Below are 21,915 nucleotides of genomic sequence, written 5' to 3' on the forward strand. Positions count from 1 at the left end.
CATGTCATCCGTCTTGGTCATCAACAGCGGCTCGTCGTCGTTCAAGTACCAGCTGATCGACGCGGAATCCGAGCAACGTCTCGCGTCCGGCCTCGTCGAGCGCATCGGCGACTCGACGGGACACGCGACGCACGAGACTCCGGAAGGCCAGTGGGAGCGCTCGCTGGAGATCCCCGACCACACGGCGGGTTTCGGTGTCATGACCGACGCGTTCCGGGAGCACGGGCCGAGTCTCGATGAGCATCCGCCCGTCGCGGTCGGCCATCGGGTCGTGCACGGCGGAGCCCGCTTCTTCGAGCCCACTCTCGTGACGCCGCTCGTGCTGATCAACATCGAGGACCTCTCCGAACTCGCCCCGTTGCACAACCCACCGAATGTCGAGGGCATCAAGGCGGCCATGCAGGTGTTCCCCGAACTGCCTCAGGTGGCGGTGTTCGACACGGCGTTCCACCAGACCATGCCGCCGGATGCCTACACCTACGCGCTGGAGGGATCCGTCGCGGAGCGCCTGCGCATCCGCAGGTACGGGTTCCACGGCACGAGCCACAAGTACGTCTCGGAGGCCGCCGCCCGGTTCGTGCAGCGACCGCTCACGGAGCTCAAGCAGCTCGTGCTGCACCTGGGGAACGGCGCATCCGTGTGCGCGATCGACCGTGGACGGTCCGTGGATACCAGCATGGGATTCACGCCGCTGGAGGGGCTCGTCATGGGCACCCGCACCGGCGACATCGACCCCGCCGTGCTGCTCTATCTGCAGCGCAAGACGCGGATCGGCGTCGACGCGCTCGACGACCTGCTGAACAAGCAGTCCGGTGTGCTGGGCATCTCGGGCCACCAGGACATGCGCGATCTCACGGCCGCAGCGGATGCCGGCGACGAGAAGGCGAGACTGGCCCTCGGCGTGTACGTCCACCGCATCAAGCACTACGTCGGCGCCTATCTCGCCGAGCTCGGCGGTGCCGACCTGATCACGTTCACGGCCGGCGTCGGGGAGAACTCCGCGATCGTGCGCGCCCGTGCGCTGTCCGGACTCGAGGGTCTCGGCATCGAGATCGACCCGGACCGCAACGATGCGCCCAACAGAGGTCCGCGCGTCATCTCCACGGATGCGTCGCGCACGACCGTGCTCGTAGTGCCGACGAACGAGGAGCTCGAGATCGCACGTCAGACGTTGCAGGTGGCGACGTAGGGGGCGAGCCCGGCCGCCGCTACGCGTCACGGCATCCGCGAGTCGCGCACCACGCATGCTCCGAAAATCGGAGTTCTGCGCGAGTGCTCGGCGCGGCGCTCCCTGTAGCAGTGAGTCGCCGCGAACCTCCGATTTTCGGCACTCGAATGAGCGCGCCGAGGTGACGAATCCTCGGCAACCGGTGTCTACCGCATGAACGGTTCCCACGTTCGGGGCACATCTGGTCGTGAACCCTTGACGCCCACCGTGCGGCTGTCTGTAGCGTGGCAAACGGCTCTAGGGGGGAACCGGGGAGCGCAACCGTTCATACGGGGTGGACGGGCTTCGCGGGTCGGGGGGAGTCCTGTCATGATGCTGTCTTCGCTGCCGGAAACGGATCAGAATCAGCCGAACGATCGCCGCAGAGGAGGGCCACGACACCGTCGGCCGCAGTGGCGCAGACGGATCGTGAAGTGGACGGCAGGCATCGGCACGGCCGCCCTGATGTCCACCGGCGCTCTGGCCGCCGTCGCATCTCCGGGTGACAGCTCGACGGCGAGCGGCACGTTCGTCTCCGGGACGCTGTTCACGGGCATCCCCCTCGACAGTGTCGCGGGCGCGGAAGGGGTGAGCGCCAGCAACCCCGGCAATCCCGACCCGGTCACGGAAACCGGCACGCTCGACGTCACGGCGCTCAGCGCGATCCAGGTGTCGCTGCCGAACGGCCTCGACATCCCGTTCGGCCAGTTCATGCAGCTGGGCGCGGTCAACCAGTACGCGCAGGCGTCCGACGCCGGGGTCTCTCGCGCGGCATCCGGCGCCGTCGGCAATGACGGCGCGGTCGATGTCGACGGCAGCGGCGCTTTCCCCGCGGATGCGACGGTCGACCTCACGAAGCTCCTCGGATCGCAGACAGCACTCTCGGCCGCGAACCTGCACGTCGGCGCCGTGAGCGGCGTCGCGGCGTTGAGCGGCGACGGAGCAGCGCCCGCGACCTCATGTGCCGACATCTCCGACCCGGTGAACTGCCGCGACTACAACGTCGCGAACGCCGGGCTGAATCTGACCTCGCCACTCGTCGGCCAGCTCGTCACCGGGGTGAACGGCACGCTGGATACCGTCAGCGGCACCGTCAACGGCCTCTCCGACTCGCTCGGCTCGGCGGTCCTCGGGCAGATCCTCGACATCCCGGCCCTGAGCTCGATTCTCGGCAGCGGTGACAACAGCACCATCACGGCGACGGTCAACGCCGACCTTCGCTCGGCCCTTGCGCCGGAACTGGCGGGCACCTTGTCGCAGGACGGGGTGACGCTCAACCTCGACGACGGAACGATCACCGTCGATCTCGCCACCGTGATCGGCGGCCTCAACGACCGCGACCTGAACACGCCGCTCCTCAGCGCTGACGTCATCAGCTCGGTCGTGAGCGACGTCGACGGCATCCTCCAGCAGCTGCAGACGAACATCAACACCGCGCTCGCCACCGCGTTGGATGCGGTTCCCGTCACGATCTCGGGCGGCGTCTGCGTTCCCCTCGGCGGCTGCGCGGTCGGCGGATTGACGGTGTCGTACAACGGCACCCTGGGCGATCTGGCCTCTGGCGACGCCGTCGTCACGGTGACGGGCACGGGCACCGTGGGTTCCGCCCTGGGCCCGGTGCTCTCCGCCCTCACCGGAGGGCTCAGCACCGCTCTGTCGGGTGTCGTCACGCCGGTGCGCTCGAGCGCGATCAGCACGGTCTCGACGGCTGTCGCCAGCGACGTGACGACGCTCAGCACCGCGCTCGACCCGGTGCTGACCTCGATTGGCACGGTCGTCGGCGCAACCCTCAACGTGCAGGAACCCGGTACAGACAGCGGTGCCTATCGCGAGGTCGCACTGCGCGTCTCGCTGCTGTCCGGTTCGGGCGCGACCGTCGATCTCGGACGGGCGGAAGTGGGACCGAACGTCGCGGTGCCGGCATCCATCACGTCGATCGATCCCACGCACGGCCCGCAGACCGGTGGCACCACGGTCACCATCACGGGTAGCGGGTTCACGCAGGCGACCGGCGTGACGTTCGGCGGCGACCAGGGAACGGGCTTCACGATCGTCGACGACAGCCACATCACGGTCACGACGCCGGCGCACGACCCTGGCGACGTGCCCGTCGTGGTGCAGAGCCCGAACGGCGACTCGGGCCCGGGAACGTTCACGTTCGACGTCATCCCTGCCATCAACGGACTGAACCCGACGAGCGGGCCAGAGACGGGCGGAACGTCCGTGACGATCACCGGAACCGGATTCACGGCAGCCACGGGAGTCACGTTCGGCGGGACCGCGGCGACCGACGTGACGGTCGTGGACGACAGCCACATCACCGCGACGACCCCCGCTCACGCACCGGGCGGCGTCGACGTGGTGGTGCAGAGCTCGAACGGGGACTCCGGGCCTGGCACCTTCACGTACACGCCGGTCACGACCATCGACGGCGTCGACCCCGGCAACGGGCCGGAAGCCGGCGGCAACACGGTGACCATCACGGGACGCTGCTTCACCGGCGCCACGTCGGTGACGTTCGGCGGCATCCCGGTCACGAGCTTCTCGGTCGGCAGCGACACGCAGATCACGGCGGTCGTCCCGGCCGGAACCGGGACCGTCGACGTCGTGGTGGTCGGGTCGGCAGCGTGCGGCACGGGCACGGACCAGAACGCCTACACCTACAACCCGGCTCCCGTCATCGACTCGCTCTCACCCGACCACGGCCCTGAGGCCGGTGGCACGACAGTGACGATCACCGGCACCGGATTCACCGGGGCGACCGGTGTGACGTTCGGCGGCGTCGCGGGCACAAACCTCACGATCATCGACGACACGCACCTGACGATCGACTCGCCGGCGCACGCGGCTGGCCAGGTCGATGTCGTGGTGACGACGCCGCTCGGTTCGTCGGAGCCGCAGGCGTTCACGTACGACCCGGTGCCGTCGATCACGTCGCTGTCGCCCGATCACGGGCCGCAGACGGGTGGAACGGACGTGACGATCACGGGCACCGGATTCGCCGGCGCGACCGGTGTGACGTTCGACGGCATCCAGGGCACGAACTTCAGCCAGTCGGGTGGCACGACCATCACCGTCACGACTCCCGTTCACGCGCCCGGCCTGGTGTCCGTCGTCGTGCAGAGCCCGAACGGGGACTCGGAGCCCGGCGGCTTCACATTCGACCCGGTGACGACGGTCGACGGCATCGACCCCGGCACCGGTCCGGAAGCCGGAGGCAACACCGTGACCATCACGGGTCAGTGCTTCACCGGGGCCACGGACGTCACGTTCGGTGGCGTGTCGGCCACGAGCTTCCAGGTCGTGAGCGACACCGAGATCACGGCCGTCGTTCCGGCAGGGACGGGCACCGTCGACGTGTCGGTGATCGGCGCAGGCACCTGCGGCACTGGCACCGACCCGGGCGGATACGACTACGTGCCCACGCCATCCGTCGCCTCGCTCACGCCCGACCACGGTCCGCAGACTGGCGGCACCGTCGTGACGGTGAGCGGAACGGGCTTCACGAACGCCTCCGGCGTCACGTTCGACGGGACGCCAGGGGACGACTTCACCGTGCTGGACGACTCGACGATCCGGGTCACGTCCCCGGAGCACGCTCCCGGTCCGGTTGACGTCGTCGTCACGGATCCCGTGAGGAACTCGGATGCCGCCACGTTCACGTTCGACCCGGTGGCGCAGATCGCGACGGTGAACCCCGGCTCGGGTCCCGAGGCGGGTGGAACCACCGTCGTCATCACGGGACAGTGCTTCACGAACGCCACTGAGGTCACGTTCGGAGGCTCCGACGCGACGAACGTCACGATCGACAGCCCGACCCAGATCACGGCGGTGACCCCTGCGGGGACCGGCGTCGTGGACGTGAGCGTCGTGACCACCGACTGCGGGACGGCGACGCTCCCCGGCGCCTTCACGTACGTGGCGCCGAGCGCGCCGGTCATCGCATCGATCACGCCTGATCACGGACCGGAGACCGGCGGAACGGTGGTGACGATCACCGGCACCGGCTTCACCGGAACGACGAACGTCACCTTCGACGGGGTCCCGGCTCTCTCGGTCATCGTCGACAGCGACACGCAGCTCACGGCCACCACGCCGGCACACGTGCCCGCCGCCGTGCAAGTGGTCGTGACGTCGCCGGTCGGGCCGTCGGCGCCGGGAGCCTTCACGTACGATCCGGCGACGCGGATCGACAGCGTCGACCCGAGCACCGGCCCGGAGGAGGGCGGCACCTCCGTCGTCATCACCGGCCAGTGCTTCACGGGGGCGACGGCGGTGACGTTCGGCACGACGAACGCCGTGAGCTACACGGTCGACTCCGACGGGCAGATCACCGCCGTCACTCCGGCCGGAACCGGCACCGTCGATGTGACGGTCGTGGGAGGCGGCGACTGCGGCAGCGCGACCGATCCGGATGCGTTCGCCTACGTCGCCGCGCCCACCATCCAGTCGCTGACACCGACGGAGGGACCGACCGCGGGTGGAACATCCGTCACCATCACGGGCACCGGGTTCACCGGGGCCAGTGCCGTGGACTTCGGCGGGACGCCTGCGGCATCCTTCACCGTGGATGACGCGACTCACATCACGGCGACGACCCCGGCACACAGCGCCGGTGCGGTCGACGTGACGGTGACGACCGTGGGCGGCACGTCGGGACCCGGACAGTTCACGTTCGTTGCCCCGGCGGCGATCGAGTCGATCGATCCGAACCACGGACCCGAGACGGGCGGCACCACCGTGACGATCACGGGGACGGGCTTCACCGATGCCACCGGCGCCACCTTCGGGGGCAGCGCAGGCGGGGACTTCGTGGTGGTCGATGACACGACCATCACGGTGACGACCCCACCCGGCACGCCCGGATCGGTCGATGTGATCGTGACGAGCCCGCACGGTGACAGCCCTGCCGGAACGTTCACGTACGATCCGGTGACCACGATCACCGGCGTCAGCCCGTCGTCGGGACCCGAGGACGGCGGCAGCCAGGTGACCATCACCGGCCACTGCTTCACGGATGCGACGGCTGTGCTCTTCGGCGGAACGGATGCGACGAGCTTCACCGTGGTGGACGACACCACGATCACCGCCGTCACTCCTGCAGGCGTCGGGACGGTCGACGTGGTCGTCGTCGGGACGGCCGAGTGTGGCACGGGCACGGCGCCCGGCGGCTTCACCTACGTGCCGTCGACCGATCCGATCATCTACGGGCTGACGCCGAACCGCGGCCCGGAGACCGGAGGCACCGTGGTGACCATCACCGGCGCCAACTTCGACGGAGCGACGGGCGCGACGTTCGACGGACTGGCGGGCACGTCGTTCACAGTGGACAGCGACACCCAGATCACCGTGACCAGCCCGGCACACGTACCGGCGACGGTCGACGTGATCGTGTTCGGACCGGATGTGCAGGCATCCCCTGGCACTTCGCTGCGTTCCGCTGTGACGCTGGCTGCCGCGGCGGCGAACTCGCAGTCCAACGCAGGGCGCTTCACCTACTACGCGGTCACGGATGTGCACCACGTGGATCCGGGATCGGGACCCGCTTCAGGCGGAACGACGGTGACGATCACCGGTCACTGCTTCACGGGAGCGACCCAGGTGCTGTTCGGCGGAACTGCCGCGGCCCGCTTCACGGTGGTGAACGACACGACGATCACCGCTGTCACGCCAGCGGGAAGCGGCAAGGTCGACGTGACGGTGGTGGGATCGGGTGACTGCGGCACGTCGACGCTGAAGGGCGGCTTCACCTACCTGACGCCGGCCGAGGTGCTCGCGGCGACAGGGGCGGTGTCCGTGGGGATCGGGGGCATCCTGGCCGCGATCGGCCTGCTCGCGGCAGGCATCGTGTTGATGGTGCTCCGACGCCGCCGGATCGTCTGACGGCGAGCGCCCGCCAGTAGCGCTGACGGGCGATGACACCACAGCAGGAGCGATGACACCACAGCAAGAGGGATGACACCACAGCAAGAAGGGGCGCGGTCCGGGGTTCCGGGTCGCGCCCCTTCGTCGCGGGCGCGTACGTCCGGCCGGGCTGTCTCACACCTTCGGCCGGGCTGTCACACACCTTCGGCTGGGCGTCACACACCTTCGGCCCGGCTGTCTCACACCGTTCGGCCTGGCTGTCTTACACCTTCGGCCGGGTCTCTCTCACCACCTTCGGGAAGCACGGACGGCACGAAGATCGGAGATCTGCGGGATCGGCCGGTGCGGCGCTCGCGGGCGCGGCGCGTCGCTGCAGATCCCCGATTTTCGTGCACGTCGTCCGACCGCTCTGACCCCACGCGCGGGGCACGCAGAGTGGACCACCGGATGCGTCACGGTGGTCGGAGGTCATGCCTCCGCCGGCCTCGGGGGTCGTGCCTCCGGCGACCGTCGAGGACCATGCGCGAGACCGTCTCCTCCACGTAGTCCCAGTCCGTGTCAACCAGCGTGGCCGGGATGCGCAAGACGCGCAGTCCCATCCATTGCACCGCAAGGTCTCTTCGCCGATCGTCGAAGAAGCTGTCCTGGTGGAACTCGCGGCCATCGGTCTCCAGGTCCACGAGGTCGTCGATGACGTTGTCGAGGTGACCCGCGCCCGGTACGTAGACCTGCGATCGGACGACGAACCCCGCTCTCCGCAGGCGAAGGCGGGCGTGCGTCTCGTAGCCGGACTGCGCGCCGATCTCCGCCTGGGCGAGTGTGGCGCGCAGCCTTGTCGGCGAATGTGCGCGGAGGTCCTCGAACTCTGCCCGCGAGATCACGCGCAGGAACACCGCGGATTCGAGCGCCGCAATAACGTCATCCGGGGGTAAGCAGCGCATCGCCTGACGGAGGGCGGCGCGCGTGGAGACTCGTAGCGGATCGCTCCCTGCCGGGTCGCTCGTCCAGTGAACGCGAACAGCACGTCGAGACGTGGAAGTGGGACCGGGCCCGAGACCGACGCCGCCGCTGGGGTCCGGTCCGCCATGGCCGTCGCATCCGCGTGGCACGTAACGCTCGTTGGGCGGGCCGGGCCCGTCGCGTCCGCCCTGGCCGAGACATCCGCCGCGCCCGCCGTGCGAATCGGCGTCCGTGGGACACTCGGGTGGCTGTTCGGGGTGAGACAGAAGCCGACCAGAGGGCGGCATCCGAACGTGGACGTGTTCGTCGTGGCCCGTCCAGACTCCTCTTTCTCGGAGAACGCTGACGCAGTCCAGTCGACCGCCGAGCGTGAGTGCGAGACGTGCTTCCTCGCCAAGGTGCTCGCAGGCGTAAAGGCCGCGGCGGGGATGCCACACCGCGGCATCCGCCGACAGGCTCGCGAGGGCCCGTCTCGTCGCGCCGGCGGCGATCAGCTGTCGAGACCACGCCGCGTGGCCAAGACGACAAAGCAGCATGGATCGAGTCTGCTGAGCCACGTGGACCTCAGCGGATGTACGCATTGATTCGGTGTGAAACGACGCGCGACACGAGCCGGGGACGACAAGGTGGGGTCGGTTCGCATGCCCGAAAATCGGTGATCCGTATGACGCGCCGTGCGATGCGGGCGGCGCGCCGGGGATACGTCCAGATCCCCGATTTTCGGTCCGGATGGGGTGTGCGAAGGCCAGAGCTGGAAGTGCGCGAGCGCCCTTCCACAGCCCTCAATCGCGTGTCAGTCGCCGCGGCTACGATTGAGCCCGTGGTCACCGCCCTGTATCGCCGCTATCGGCCTGAGACGTTCGCCGAGATGATCGGCCAGTCTCAGGTGACGGAGCCGCTGATGACGGCGTTGCGCACCAACCGCGTCAACCACGCCTACCTGTTCAGCGGGCCGAGGGGCTGCGGCAAGACCACGAGTGCGCGCATCCTCGCCCGCTGCCTCAACTGCGCGACGGGTCCGACGGACACGCCCTGCGGGACGTGCGAAAGCTGCATCGAGCTCGGGCGGGGCGGTCAGGGATCGCTCGACGTTGTCGAGATCGACGCGGCGAGCCACAACGGCGTCGACGACGCGCGAGACATCCGCGAGCGCGCCATCTTCGCGCCGGCCCGAGACCGCTACAAGATCTTCATCCTCGACGAGGCGCACATGGTGACGCCGCAGGGCTTCAACGCTCTGCTGAAGATCGTGGAAGAACCGCCGGAGCACGTGAAGTTCATCTTCGCCACGACGGAGCCCGACAAGGTGATCGGGACGATCAGGTCCCGCACCCACCACTACCCGTTCCGCCTCGTGCCTCCTGCCCAGATGCTCGACTACGTGCAGCGGCTGTGCGAGAGCGAGGGGATGTCGGTCGCTCCCGGCGTGCTGCCGCTCGTCGTGCGAGCAGGCGGAGGCTCGCCTCGCGACACGCTCTCGCTCCTCGACCAGCTCATCGCCGGCTCGGAGGGCGCGAGCATCGAGTACGAGCGTGCCGTCGCGCTGCTGGGGTACACGCATGCTGCGCTGCTCGACGAGGTCGTGGATGCCATCGGGGCCGTGGATGCGCCAACGGCGTTCGCCGCAGTAGACCGCGTCATCCAGACCGGTCAGGATCCTCGCCGGTTCGTCGAAGACCTGCTCGAGCGACTCCGCGACCTCATCATCGTGGCCGCGACGTCTCCGGATGCTGCTGCAGCCGTGCTGCGCGGCACCCCCCAGGAAGAGCTGGACCGCATGTCGGTTCAGGCGTCAGTGTTCGGCGCGGCGGAGCTCTCGCGGTGCGCCGACATCGTCAACGCCGCGCTCACCGAGATGACCGGTGCGACGTCTCCGCGCTTGCACCTCGAGCTCATGATCGCGCGGATGCTCGTTCCGGCATCCGATGCGACCGACCGCGGCGCACTGGCGCGCGTCGAGCGACTGGAACGCAGAGTTGGCGTGCAGAGCTCGGCTGCTGTGAGCGATGTCGCCTCGGCGACTCCTGCCGCTGCCGGGACTCCGGCGGTCGCGGGGACTCAAGCTGCCGCCGCGAACCAGGCGCCGCGCGCCTCTAGCGGCGCCGCGGGACGGCCGGTGACGGAGGTACGGGGTGCTGCCGGGCAGCAGCCAGCCGCTGCCGGCGAGGGCCGGACGGCAGAGGCCGGGCCGGGAACGGCGGCGACGGCGGCGACGTCCGCGTGGTCGGTCAGTTCCCCGAGCGGGCCGGCAGCCGGCGGTGCGGACGGCGCATCCTCCGGCGCTGCTGCTTCGACACCTCCGACGCCCGCTCGGACGGGCGCGTCGACGGCAGAGTCCGCGGGCTCGTCCGCGGCGTCCGCACCATCTTCAGCACCCGCGGCGACACCGGCCCCGCCGGCCGGGCCGCAAGCGGCGGCGTCGCCGGACTCAACGTCGCCCACCGGTGCAGCGCCGGCGGCACCGTCAGAAGCGTCGTCGCTCGACCCGGCCGTGGCGCAGGCTGCGGCGTTCGCCGCGGCTGCTGCTGCGAAGAAGAGCGCGGCCATGGGAGGTGCGCCGGCAGCATCGAGCAACTCCGCGGCATCCGCCTGGGCGACACCGGGTGTCACCGACGACACACCAGCCGTCGTCGTGGGAGCCGTCACGACGCAACAGGTGCGGGATGCCTGGCCCGAGATCCTCGACGCCGTCGCGGAATCCAGTCGCAGCGCGTGGGCCGTGGTGTACACGGCGACCGTGCGTGCGTTGGACGGCGACGTGCTGTCGCTGTCGTTCCCGAGCGCGAACGACGTCGAGAGCTTCCGCGGAAGGCCAGGAGCGCAGGATGCCGCGAGCGAGGTGCTGCGGCAGTCCATCATCGATCTGCTCGGCATCCGGGTGAAGTTCGTGGCGAAGCCGGCGGGGCAGGACGGCGGCCCGGCCGCGCCCGCCGGAGGGACACCGGGGGTCGGTGCGCCCAGCGGCCGTACTCCGAGCGGCGGCGCACCGCGTGGCGCAAACCCGAGCGACGGAGGCCCGGACCGGTCCACGAGTCTGAACGGGCCCCGAGGCGGAGGCCAAGACGCAACGGCGGCGCCGGGCGCGGCGCCAACAGCGTCGCCTGCGAGTACCAGCGCCGCAGGCCAGCGGCAGGGCGACCGCTCCCCGGCGCAACCGGTGAACGCGTCGACGGGGCGACCGTCGGGCTCGGCGTCCCCCCGTACTTCGTCGTCCGCTCGGCCGAGTGCGTCGACATCCTCGACCTCCTTGGGATGGGCGACCGTCGCCATTCCCGGATCCTCGACGGCCGTGCTCGATCGTCCGCGTGATGCGGGGGAGGAGCGCGATGCGGCTCGGGAGCGCGGGCGCGTCGGAGAGGCGGCGGAACGTCTCGACGACGGCGCTCAGGAGCGGAACGACGCATCGGCCGTCACGACTACGTCCAGTCGCTCTGTTGCTCCATCGTCCGCACCGGCCGCGCGCTCGGTCGACCAACGGCCGGCCGCATTCACCGACGCCGACGCTCCCGACGACGACGAGCCACCGTTCCCCGACGAGTACCCGGGAGAGCCGACGCTCAGCTCGCTGCAGAACGGCTCCATGCCGGGCAGCTCCGTGCAGAACGGCTCTGTGCCGGGCAGCCCAATGCAGAACGGTCCTCTGCAGAACGGTCCTGCGCAGAACAGACCTGCCGACAACAGTCCTCTGCGGAACACTCCCGACGCGCCCCAGGGACGAGCCGGTGCGGCGAGCTCCGACCGCGCGGATGCGTCCGCGGGGGGCACCGCACGGCCGAAGGCATCCGTCGGCTTCCGGGAACCAGCGCGATACGGCGAAGCCGTCGTGCGTGAGCTGCTCGGTGCCAAGTTCATCGAGGAGCAGCAGATCACGCCGCCGTCGGGCGGCGGGGCAGGCCAGGGCGGACCAGCATGGTCGAGCTAGAGACCGCGGTGCGTCGCCGTTCCTCCTCGTCCTTGCCATCGACCATCCTGAGCGCTTCCTCGCTCGAGAACTGATAGGGAGCACGGCCGCATGTACGAAGGCGTCGTCCAAGACCTGATCGACGAACTCGGCCGGCTGCCCGGCGTAGGACCGAAGTCGGCGCAGCGCATCGCGTTCTACATCCTGCAGACCGAGACCTACGACCCGACGCGGCTGGCGGAAGTGCTCACCACGGTGCGCGACAAGGTGCGCTTCTGCGAGATCTGCGGCAACGTGAGCGAGCAGGCGACGTGCTCCATCTGCCGCGACCCGCGCCGCGACCAGACCCTGATCTGCGTGGTCGAAGAGGCCAAAGACGTGGTCGCGATCGAGCGCACCCGCGAGTTCCGCGGCCTCTACCACGTGCTCGGTGGCGCCATCAGCCCGATCCAGGGTGTGGGCCCCGACCAGCTGCGCATCCGCCAGCTCATGACCCGGCTTGCGGATGCCACGGTGCGCGAAATCATCATCGCCACCAACCCCAACGTGGAGGGCGAGGCGACAGCCGCCTACCTCAGCCGCATGCTTCAGGCCATGGAGCTGCGGGTGACGCGGCTGGCATCCGGTCTGCCTGTCGGCGGCGACCTGGAGTACGCCGACGAGGTCACCCTCGGGCGCGCCTTCGAGGGACGTCGGCTGGTCGGCTGAGCAGGCGCACGACAGCAGGCAGCGCCGGTCCGGGCTGTCCGAAGCCCGCGGGTGCGCCGGGAAGCCCGTCTGACCCGTTCCGGGCGATACGTGCGGCCCCGTCCGCTCGGTGGAGTCCGCCGACGATACAGTCGCGAGAGAGCAGTCACCGTGCTTGCGCACGGGACTCCCGCAGCGCTTGGGGGTGGGCGATGACGGATCCGCGCCGCAACGGAATGCATGCGAGCGACGCCGACGCCGCTACCCGCGAGCCCTCCCCTCCTTCCGGCGGCACTCCGCCCAGCGCACGCAGCAATGATCGCGGCAGGACGAGTCGCGCCCTGCCGCCGTGGCTCGTCTGGGTGGTGGCCGCGGTCATCGCCATCGCGTTCGGCTTCGGTGCCGGTTGGCTTGGAGCGTGGTGGGCGGGCGGCACATCCGCTTCCCGGCAGGCATCCGGCACCGCATCGGGTTCGGCCCCCGGCGCGTGTGACTCCGTGAGGGTGGCGAACGAGGTGCTGCCGACCATTGTCACCATCAACGTCACAGCAGTATCCGGCAGCGGCGTCGGCAGCGGAGAGGTCATCCGCAAGAGCGGCTACATCATCACGAACAACCATGTCATCTCGGCTGCACGCGATGGAGGCGACATCGCCGTCACGTTCTCCAACGGACACACGGTTCCCGCGAAGCTCGTGGGGCGCGACCAGCAGTCCGATCTGGCGGTGCTCAAGGTGACCGGGGAATCCGGACTGCCGGTGATCGGCGTGGGCAACAGCGACGACGTCGCCGTCGGTGAGCCGGTCGTCGCGCTGGGCGCCCCGCTCGGGCTCTCCAGCACCGTCACGGCGGGTATCGTGAGCGCACTCGGCCGCAACGTGCCCGTGCCGAGCGACGACGGTGCCAAAGCGACGCTCGCGGGCGCCACCCAGACCGACGCCGCCATCAACCCCGGCAACTCCGGTGGCGCTCTCGTGGATTGCCGGGGCGACCTCATCGGCATCAACACGGCCATCTCGACGGTGCCCAATTCCGAAGGTGTCGGAGGCGGAGGCTCAGTCGGCATCGGATTCGCGGTTCCTGTGAACCTCGCCATGCGCATCGCCGGTCAGCTCATCGACACCGGAGAGGTCGCCTATCCCTACTTGGGCGTGCAGGTCACGCCCATCCCGCCGGCCGTCGCCGAGCGGTGGCGCATCGAGGACGGCCTGTACATCCAGTCCGTGGATCCGAAGGGCTCGGCGGCTGCGGCAGGCCTGAAGCCAGGGGACGTCGTCACGAAGATCGACGGACGTCCCGCCGACCGCAACGATGTGCTGACCGGCCTGCTGCTGACCAAGAAGGCGGGCGACACCGTGAAGATCACGTTCGTGCGCGATGGCAAGGAGCAGACGGTGACCGCCCGGCTCGTGGCGCGTCCGTCCTGACCCGCGTCGCGACCGACGTCCGCCGGTTTCACGCTTCCGGTAGCCACACCCGCATGTCGTCGGCCCCGCGGTTCGCCCAGGCGAAGTACGGGATGCCCGTCAGCTCCGCGCCGTCGCGTGTGCGCAGCGAGACCCCGACGAGACCGGGCACGAGGGCCGGCGCTTCCGCCTCGGTCAGCGACTCGGGATCCACTGAGACGTCGTCGAGCACGACGCCTTCGGGCTGGTCCGCTCGCTCGAACGCGTACACGAGGGGGCCGCGCTCGACAGCGATCGAGCCGCGAACGGCATCCAGGCGCGGATGCGGGCGCGTGACGCGTGGCGACATCGGAAGCACCAGCTCGAGCTCGTCGCCTGCAGCGAACGTCCTGGTCACCTCGGCGTACCGGCCGGCCTCGACCTCCGCCCCGTCCAGTGTCGCGTCCTCTGCCCAGAGCGGGATGCGCAGGCTGAGGGTGACGGGCGTCTCCGGGGCGTTCTGCACCGCGATGCGCACGCGGCCGTCCCACGGGTAGTCGGTGGTGACGCTCACCTCGAGCTGGCCGGCGTCAGTGGCGGCGCGAAGCGTTCCCGGCACGTACTGGTGCACTTGCAGCCCGTCCGCGGTGGAGGTGGCGAGGTATCCGCCCAGGCTCGAGAGCGTGCGCATGATGTTCGGCGGGCAGCACGCGCAGCCGAACCAGCGCAGGCGGCCGTTCTTGGGCGTGCGCTCGTCGTCGGCGTGGGCGTCGTGCCTCACCTGCAGCGGGTTGACGTAGAAGTAGTCGCCGCCGCGTAGCGAGACGCCCGCGAGGAATCCATTGAACAGCAGCAGCTCTATCTGGTCCGCGTACGACGCGTCGCCGGTGGCGAGCAGCATCCGCCACGCCCACTGCACGGCGCCGATGGCGGCGCACGTCTCTGCGTAGGCGCGGTCGGAGGGCAGCTCGTACGGGTCGCCGAACGCCTCGCCGTCCCAGCGCGAGCCGAGGCCTCCCGTGACGTACTGCTTGGTCACGGCCATGTGCTCGTACTGCGCGGCGAGCGTGGAGATGAACCCGGAGTCGGATGTCTCGATCGCCACGTCGGTGGCGCCCGTCGTGAGGTAGACGGCCCGCACAGCGTGACCCTCGACGGTGGTCGCCTCGCGCACCGGAACACGGTCGGACAGGTAGGTGGAGTTGCCGCCGAACCGTTCGAGCGTGCGGTGGCCGCGAGCATCGACGAACCAGGCCGCGAGATCGAGGTACGCGCGGGTGCCGGTCTCCCGGTAGAGCTCGACCAGCGCCGTCTCGATCACCGGATGCCCGTCCACGTCGCCGGCAGAGCCCGTCGCGGAGGCGGGCCCGAACTCGCGCACCAGGTGGTCGGCCACGCCGACCGCGACGTTCAGCAGGTCGTCGCGACCGGTCGCCCTCTTCTGCGCGACGGCGGCCTGGATCAGGTGCCCGGCGCAATAGTGCTCGTGGTCGCGCTGCGGATTCCCGTACCGCCTGCCTTCGCGAACCGGCACGACGGTGTTGAGGTATCCGTCGGGCTGCTGAGCGGCGGCGACCAGCTCGGTGATCCGGAGCTGGTCGGCGAGCAGGCTCTCGTCGGGCTCGCGCGCGTACTCCCATGCGGCGGCTTCGAGCCATTTGTAGACATCCGAGTCCGCGAACACGGGGCCCAGTACCTCGCCCTCCGCCCGGCCTGCGGCGATCTCGAAGTTGCGCAGGTTGCCGGCGTCGTGAAGCTGCCTGAGCCCGTCTGGAACGGAGACATCGCGGTTGGCGTGCTGCCGATCGAGCCAGAATCCTTCGCCCAGTCGCACCTCCGAGAGCGGGAGGGGCCGGAGCGCTGTCGGTGCGAGCGGGCGCGCGGGGCCAGGGATGTCGCGTGTGGCGTTGGACGGACGGGCAGCGGTGGACGCGATGGACACGATGAGATCCCCGGGGGTGGTGGGTGGCTGTGGTGCTCTCGCGACTGTGAGGAGCACCACCACGACGATGGTCAAGGAACGTTCCGGAACGTTCTGGAACGTGAGCATCACGCTAATCGCCCGCTCCTCGACCGTCAAGGCGCCTGGGCTTGATACCGTGGGGCGGGATCCGGTCGGAACGACATTCCGTGACGACCGGAAGCGGGCTCGCCCGACGACTGCACATGTTCCGGAGGACGATGGTGGAATCGCACGCAGGATCGTCAGCGGTGCGCGTGGCCGACGTCGCGGCGGCGGCGGGAGTGTCGCCTGCCACGGCATCCAAAGCCCTCAACAACACGGGACAGCTGCGCGAGAGCACCAGGCGACGCGTTCGCGAGGCGGCAGACCGCCTCGGATTCTCCGAGCGGATGCGGGAACCGTCGCGCACCGTCACGGTCGCGCTGCTGACCGGAGACTCCGTCGGCCGATTCAGCCTGCCCATCCTGCTCGGCGCCGAGAACGCGCTCAGCCTCGGGCAGATCATGGTGCTGCTGTGCGACACCCGCGACGACCCGGTGCGCGAGCAGTACTACCTCGAGCGACTGAGGGAGCAGCGGGTGGACGGCGTCATCGTGACGGGCGGGTTCACGGATCCGCGCCGGTCACTGCACGCGGACATCCCGACGGTCTACGCGCACGCGCCATCGGACGATCCGTCGGACACCTCCGTCGTGTCGGACGACGAAGCGGGTGTGCGGCTCATTGTCGACCACCTCGCGAGTCTCGGGAGGCGGCGACTCGCGCATCTCACGGGCCCGATCGACCAGCGCAGCGCCACCCTGCGCGCGGATGCGACGGTCGCGGCGGCGGAAGCGGCGGGCCATCCTCTCGTGCACGAGCCCCTGCACGGCGCGTGGACCGAGGCCTGGGGTCGGGCGGCGGTGGACATCCTTCTCGACCACGCGGCCGAGACTCCGGATGCGATCACCTGCGGCAACGACCAGATCGCCAGGGGAGCGGCAGACCGGCTCCGCGAGCGCAGCGTCTCGGTTCCCGACGACATCGCCGTGACGGGTTTCGACGACTGGGACGTGATCGTCGAGGGCTCGCGGCCCCCGCTCACCACGATCAACCGCAGGCTCGGCGAGGTCGGGCGAAGGGCCGCCGAGCTGCTGCTGGATGCGATAGCCGGCGCACCGCAGCCGGGCATCCAGCGCGTGCAGCCCGAGCTCGTGACGAGAGGGTCGACGCTCGGCGCAGCGTGACGAGGCCGCCGCGCTCCCCGCTGACGGCAGCGGGCTAGGGTGAGACGCGATGACCACGGCCGACCTTCCTCGTGATGCGCGGCGTGCCGGAGTGCGTGACGTGGCCGCGCTCGCCGGCGTCTCGACCCAGACGGTGTCGCGCGTGATCAACGACCATCCGAGCGTGCGCGACGAGACGCGACGGCGTGTGCAGGAGGCCATGCTCACACTCGGCTACCGGGTGAACAACGCGGCGCGCACTCTGGGAACGCGACGAACGCGCACGCTCGGTGTCATCGCGTCGAACGCCGCCCTGTTCGGGCCGGCTGCCGGTGTCGTCGCGCTCGAGGCGGCAGCCAGGGCCGCCGGACGGTGGGTCACGACAGCGTACGCGGATGCCTCGGACGAGACTTCGACGGCGGCGGCGCTCGAGCATCTGCTGTCGCAGGGCGTCGACGGGATCGTGGTGGTGGCGCCGCGCGTGACCACGGTGGAGACGCTCTTGAGGCAGGACGCCGGACTGGAGCGGGGCAGAGCCCAGCAGAGCGCCGCCGAACGGACCACGGCCGAACAGACCACGGCCGAACAGACCACGGACGACCAGGAGAAAGTCGACCGGGGCACTGTGACGGAGCGCACGGCCACAACGCGGGGCGGTCCCGCGAAGCGGCAGGCGGGCGTGCGGATCGCCGCTCTTCCGACGGACGGCGGCGTGGAGCTGCAGGCGCAGGCCACGAAGCTCGCGGTGCAGCACCTGATCGACCTGGGCCATCGGCGGATCGCCCGTCTCGGTGGCCCCGACGACTGGTTGGAGGAGGCGGCGCGGGCCGGCGGGTTCGACCGCGCGATGCGGCGTGCCGGTCTGTCGGAGACGGCGCGCTGGTCCGGGGACTGGTCCGCGGCATCCGGAGCGGCCATGGCCGAGCGTGTCGCCGCCTCGATCAGATCCGATGGCACGACCGCCGTCGTGGTGACGAACGATCAGATGGCGCTCGGGCTCATGTCGGGGCTCGCCGCCAGGGGACTGTCGGTGCCTGACGACGTCTCGGTCGTCGGTTTCGACGACAACACGGATGCCGCCTACTACAGCCCGGCGCTGACCACGGTGCGGGTGGACATCGACGGCGAGGCACGACGCTGTGTCGCAGCGGTGCTCGACGTCGACGACGTGGAGGTGTCGGTCGTTCCGCCGCGGCTCGTCATCCGGCAGTCGACCGCACCGCCCCGATGACCCCGGCCACTGGTGGTCGCTGCCCGCTTGTGACCGGTAACATTGCTCGAACCGAGACGGAACAACCGAAGCGGAACAACCGAGACGGAATGACCGAGACGGATCAGATGGAGGAGTCAGTGGCGATTCTGGATGCCGCAACCGAGGCCGCGATAGCTCGCACCCGGGAGGAGGTCGCGGCGCTGCACGGCGAGCTCGTGCGCTACGGACTCGTGGTATGGACCGGCGGCAACGTGTCGGGGCGGGTGCCGGGCACCGACCTGTTCGTGATCAAGCCGTCCGGGGTGTCGTACGACGAGCTCGCGGCCGACAACATGATCCTCTGCGACCTGGACGGTCGCGTCATCCCCGACACCGCGGGCAGCGAGCGTTCGCCATCCAGCGACACGGCGGCGCACGCCTACGTGTACCGGAACATGCCTGAGGTCGGGGGCGTGGTGCACACGCACTCCACCTACGCCGTCGCCTGGGCCGCACGCGGCGAGGAGATCCCGTGCGTCATCACGGCCATGGCCGATGAGTTCGGCGGGCCGATCCCGGTCGGACCGTTCGCGATCATCGGCGACGACTCGATCGGCCGCGGCATCGTCGAGACGCTGCGCGGGCACCGCAGCCGGGCAGTGCTCATGCAGAACCACGGCCCGTTCACCATCGGCGTGAGCGCGAAGGATGCCGTCAAGGCGGCCGTCATGGTGGAGGACGTCGCCCGCACCGTGCACATCGCACGCCAGGGAGGCGAGCTCATCCCGATCCCGCAGCAGTCGATCGACCGCCTCTACGACAGGTATCAGAACGTGTACGGACAGTCCACGGATGCCCGCAGGAGCGACTCGTGACCGACGCGCCGGACGAGACGGCTGTCACGTCCCAGAGGATCAACGCTGACGCGGCGGACGCCATCCGCTCCGGCCGCGCGGTGCTCGGCATCGAGCTGGGATCCACTCGCATCAAGGCCTGCCTGATCGGTGACGACCCCGCTGTCACGATCGCGGTCGGAAGCCATGCCTGGGAGAACGAGTTCGTCGACCGCAGGTGGACCTACTCGCTGGAGAGCGTCTGGGCGGGCCTCCAGGCCGCCTATGCGGATCTCCTGGCCGATGTGCGCCGTCGATACGACGTGGAGGTCGGCTCGCTGGGCGCGATCGGCGTCTCGGCGATGATGCACGGTTACCTGCCGTTCGATGCCGACGGCGAGCTGCTCGTGCCGTTCCGCACCTGGCGCAACACGACGACGGGGCCGGCCGCTCGTGATCTGAGCGAGCTGTTCGGGGTGAACATCCCGCTGCGCTGGTCGGTGGCGCATCTCTATCAGGCGGTGCTCGACGACGAGCCGCACGTGCCGCGCATCGCCTTCCTCACCACACTGGCGGGCTACGTGCACTGGAAGCTGACCGGCAGGAAGGTGCTGGGGGTGGGTGACGCCTCCGGTATGTTCCCGATCGACTCCGCGACAGGCCGCTACGACGCCGAGCTCCTCGACCGGTTCCAGGCGCTCGTCGCATCCAGGCCGCTCGCGGCACCGCTGGCGGAGCTGCTGCCGCAGGTGCTGTCGGCGGGTGAGGCCGCGGGCGAGCTGACGGGGGAGGGAGCGGCGCTGCTGGACCCGTCAGGAGTGCTGCGGGCAGGCATCCCGCTGTGCCCGCCGGAGGGCGACGCGGGAACGGGCATGGTGGCCACAAATGCCGTCGCCCCGCGCACGGGCAACGTGAGCGCCGGAACCAGCATCTTCGCGATGGTGGTGCTGGAGCGTCCGCTGGCGGAGTCGCACGAGGAGCTCGATCTCGTCACCACGCCGTCCGGCGATCCGGTCGCCATGGTGCACTGCAACAACGGCGCGAGCGAACTGGCCGAATGGGTCGGCCTCTTCCGCCGTTTCGCCGAGCTGGCGGGTCCGGCCATCGACGGCGACGCTGCGTTCGAACTGCTGTTCCGCGAGGCGCTGAACGGTGATGCGGATGCCGGCGGCCTGCTCGCGTACAACTACCTCGCCGGCGAGCCGGTGACGGGAACGGCGGAGGGCCGTCCGCTGTTCGTTCGCACGCCCGACAGCCGCTTCACGCTCGCCAACGTGATGCGCGCGCAGCTCTACGGCGTGTTCGGCACGTTGAGCCTGGGCATGCGGGTGCTCGCCTCCGAGGGAGTCGCCATCGAGCGGATGCTCGCCCACGGCGGCATCTTCCGCACGGCCGGCGTCGCGCAACGGTTCCTCGCCGCCGCCTTGAACGCACCCGTGGCGGTCGGCGAGACCGCGGCGGAGGGCGGCGCGTGGGGCATCGCCGTGCTTGCCGCCTACCTGCGGCAGGCATCCGCGCCGGGGCGGGATGCGCCCTCGCTCGCCGAGTACCTGAACGGCACCGTGTTCGCGAACGCCGCGGTGCACGTCGCCCAGCCGGATGCCGGCGACGTCGCCGGGTTCGCGGCCTACCTCGACCGGTACCGCGCCGGCCTCGGCGTCGAGCGCGCGGCCATCGCAGCACTGTGACGCGGGATCAGAACGGCCGCGGTCGTCGCAAGGCGCGGCCGGCCTCGAGTTGAGCTCGACGTCGGCCTCCGACCCACGCACCCGGAGACGCAGATCTCGCGACACCTCAGACATCCACAAGCCTCACCTCCAGTAAGGAAGCCCATGACACGCACACCGCTCACCACCTCTCTCGACGGCTACCAGGTGTGGTTCCTCACCGGGAGCCAGCACCTGTACGGACCGGAGACTCTTGCCCAGGTCGCCGACCAGTCGCGGGCCATCGCGGACCGGCTCGGCGCATCATCCGACCTGCCCGTGCGTGTGGTCTGGAAGCCCGTGCTCACCGGGTCTGACGAGATCCGCCGCGTCATGCTCGACGCCAACGCCGACGACTCCGTCATCGGCGTCATCGCCTGGATGCACACCTTCAGCCCCGCGAAGATGTGGATCGCCGGCCTCGACGCGCTGCAGAAGCCGCTGCTGCACCTGCACACGCAAGCGAACGTCGAGCTGCCGTGGGCCGAGATCGACTTCGACTTCATGAACCTCAACCAGGCCGCGCACGGCGACCGGGAGTTCGGCTACATCCAGTCCCGTCTCGGCGTGGCCCGCACCACCGTCGTGGGTCACGTGAGCGATCCTGCCGTGAGCGGCCGCATCGGAACGTGGAGCCGCGCGGCCGCCGGGTACGCGGCATCCCGCTCGCTCAAGCTCGCCCGGTTCGGCGACAACATGCGTTTCGTGGCCGTCACCGAGGGTGACAAGACCGAGGCCGAGCACGTGTTCGGCGTGCAGGTGAACACGTGGGGCGTGAACGAGCTCGCGGATGCCGTCGCGCAGGCATCCGGTGCAGACGTCGACGCGCTCGTGGCCGAGTACGAGGAGCTGTACGACGTCGTGCCCGAACTGCGGCGCGGCGGTGACCGGCATCAGTCGCTGCGCGACGGGGCGGCCATCGAGCTGGGGCTGCGCTCGTTCCTCGAGGAGGGCGGATTCGGCGCGTTCACGACGAACTTCGAAGACCTGGGCGCGCTCAAGCAGCTGCCG

At 69.9% G+C, this 21,915-nt stretch carries 12 protein-coding genes; 10 read left to right on the plus strand and 2 right to left on the minus strand.

What is annotated here, in order from left to right:
- Position 1: 1 nt before the first annotated feature.
- Both VHB92_RS06620 and VHB92_RS06625 read left to right on the plus strand, forming a co-directional pair.
- Positions 2–1,189: an acetate kinase gene (locus VHB92_RS06620; protein WP_325452647.1), complete on the plus strand. Its 1,188-nt coding sequence runs from the start codon at positions 2–4 to the stop codon at positions 1,187–1,189.
- A gap of 447 nt (positions 1,190–1,636) precedes the next feature.
- Complete coding sequence (locus tag VHB92_RS06625) at positions 1,637–7,090, plus strand: IPT/TIG domain-containing protein (RefSeq protein ID WP_325452649.1); 5,454 nt, start codon at positions 1,637–1,639, stop codon at positions 7,088–7,090.
- A gap of 434 nt (positions 7,091–7,524) precedes the next feature.
- On the opposite strand, the gene VHB92_RS06630 is transcribed toward VHB92_RS06625, so the two are convergent.
- A complete protein-coding gene (locus tag VHB92_RS06630) occupies positions 7,525–8,013 on the minus strand; it encodes a hypothetical protein (RefSeq protein WP_325452651.1) in 489 nt (162 codons plus the stop codon).
- Between the two features lie 839 nt (positions 8,014–8,852).
- Here VHB92_RS06630 and VHB92_RS06635 point away from each other — a divergent pair.
- The 3 genes from VHB92_RS06635 to VHB92_RS06645 all read left to right on the plus strand — a co-directional run bounded on the left by VHB92_RS06635 (position 8,853) and on the right by VHB92_RS06645 (position 14,047).
- Complete coding sequence (locus VHB92_RS06635; protein WP_325452653.1) at positions 8,853–11,954, plus strand: DNA polymerase III subunit gamma and tau; 3,102 nt, start codon at positions 8,853–8,855, stop codon at positions 11,952–11,954.
- 90 nt (positions 11,955–12,044) lie between these two features.
- Positions 12,045–12,641, plus strand: a complete 597-nt coding sequence (recR, locus tag VHB92_RS06640) for a recombination mediator RecR (RefSeq protein WP_325452654.1) — start codon at positions 12,045–12,047, stop codon at positions 12,639–12,641.
- A 191-nt stretch (positions 12,642–12,832) separates the two neighbouring features.
- Entirely contained in the window at positions 12,833–14,047 is a 1,215-nt protein-coding gene (locus tag VHB92_RS06645) for a S1C family serine protease (protein WP_325452656.1), read from the plus strand.
- 28 nt (positions 14,048–14,075) lie between these two features.
- On the opposite strand, the gene VHB92_RS06650 is transcribed toward VHB92_RS06645, so the two are convergent.
- On the minus strand, positions 14,076–15,947 hold the full coding sequence (locus VHB92_RS06650) for a glycoside hydrolase family 127 protein (RefSeq protein WP_325452657.1): 1,872 nt from the start codon (positions 15,945–15,947) through the stop codon (positions 14,076–14,078).
- A gap of 269 nt (positions 15,948–16,216) precedes the next feature.
- On the opposite strand from VHB92_RS06650, the gene VHB92_RS06655 reads away from it, so the two are divergent.
- From VHB92_RS06655 to VHB92_RS06675, 5 genes are all read left to right on the plus strand, one after another.
- Positions 16,217–17,194 carry a LacI family DNA-binding transcriptional regulator gene (locus tag VHB92_RS06655; RefSeq protein WP_325452659.1) on the plus strand — a complete coding sequence of 326 codons (978 nt, stop codon included), beginning with the start codon at positions 16,217–16,219 and terminating at the stop codon, positions 17,192–17,194.
- 49 nt (positions 17,195–17,243) lie between these two features.
- Positions 17,244–18,404 (plus strand): LacI family DNA-binding transcriptional regulator, encoded by a 1,161-nt coding sequence (locus VHB92_RS06660; protein WP_325452661.1) that lies wholly within the window; start codon positions 17,244–17,246, stop codon positions 18,402–18,404.
- 107 nt (positions 18,405–18,511) lie between these two features.
- A complete protein-coding gene (locus tag VHB92_RS06665; RefSeq protein ID WP_325452665.1) occupies positions 18,512–19,240 on the plus strand; it encodes an L-ribulose-5-phosphate 4-epimerase in 729 nt (242 codons plus the stop codon).
- On the plus strand, positions 19,237–20,886 hold the full coding sequence (locus VHB92_RS06670) for a xylulokinase (RefSeq protein ID WP_414653077.1): 1,650 nt from the start codon (positions 19,237–19,239) through the stop codon (positions 20,884–20,886). Before VHB92_RS06665 ends, VHB92_RS06670 begins: the two co-directional genes overlap by 4 nt.
- Before the next feature lie 144 nt (positions 20,887–21,030).
- A partial coding sequence (locus VHB92_RS06675; RefSeq protein WP_422653651.1) for an L-arabinose isomerase family protein occupies positions 21,031–21,915 on the plus strand: 885 nt, incomplete at its 3' end.

The sequence above is a fragment of the Humibacter sp. genome (genome assembly GCF_035547335.1).
Taxonomy (GTDB): Bacteria; Actinomycetota; Actinomycetes; order Actinomycetales; family Microbacteriaceae; genus Humibacter.

Coding starts and splice junctions, on each gene's coding strand:
- VHB92_RS06660 (WP_325452661.1), top strand. CDS start 17,244: ATGACCACGGCCGACCTTCCTCGTGATGCGCGGCGTGCCGGAGTGCGT.
- VHB92_RS06665 (WP_325452665.1), top strand. CDS start 18,512: ATGGAGGAGTCAGTGGCGATTCTGGATGCCGCAACCGAGGCCGCGATA.
- recR (WP_325452654.1), top strand. CDS start 12,045: ATGTACGAAGGCGTCGTCCAAGACCTGATCGACGAACTCGGCCGGCTG.
- VHB92_RS06620 (WP_325452647.1), top strand. CDS start 2: ATGTCATCCGTCTTGGTCATCAACAGCGGCTCGTCGTCGTTCAAGTAC.
- VHB92_RS06630 (WP_325452651.1), bottom strand. CDS start 8,013: ATGCGCTGCTTACCCCCGGATGACGTTATTGCGGCGCTCGAATCCGCG.
- VHB92_RS06645 (WP_325452656.1), top strand. CDS start 12,833: ATGACGGATCCGCGCCGCAACGGAATGCATGCGAGCGACGCCGACGCC.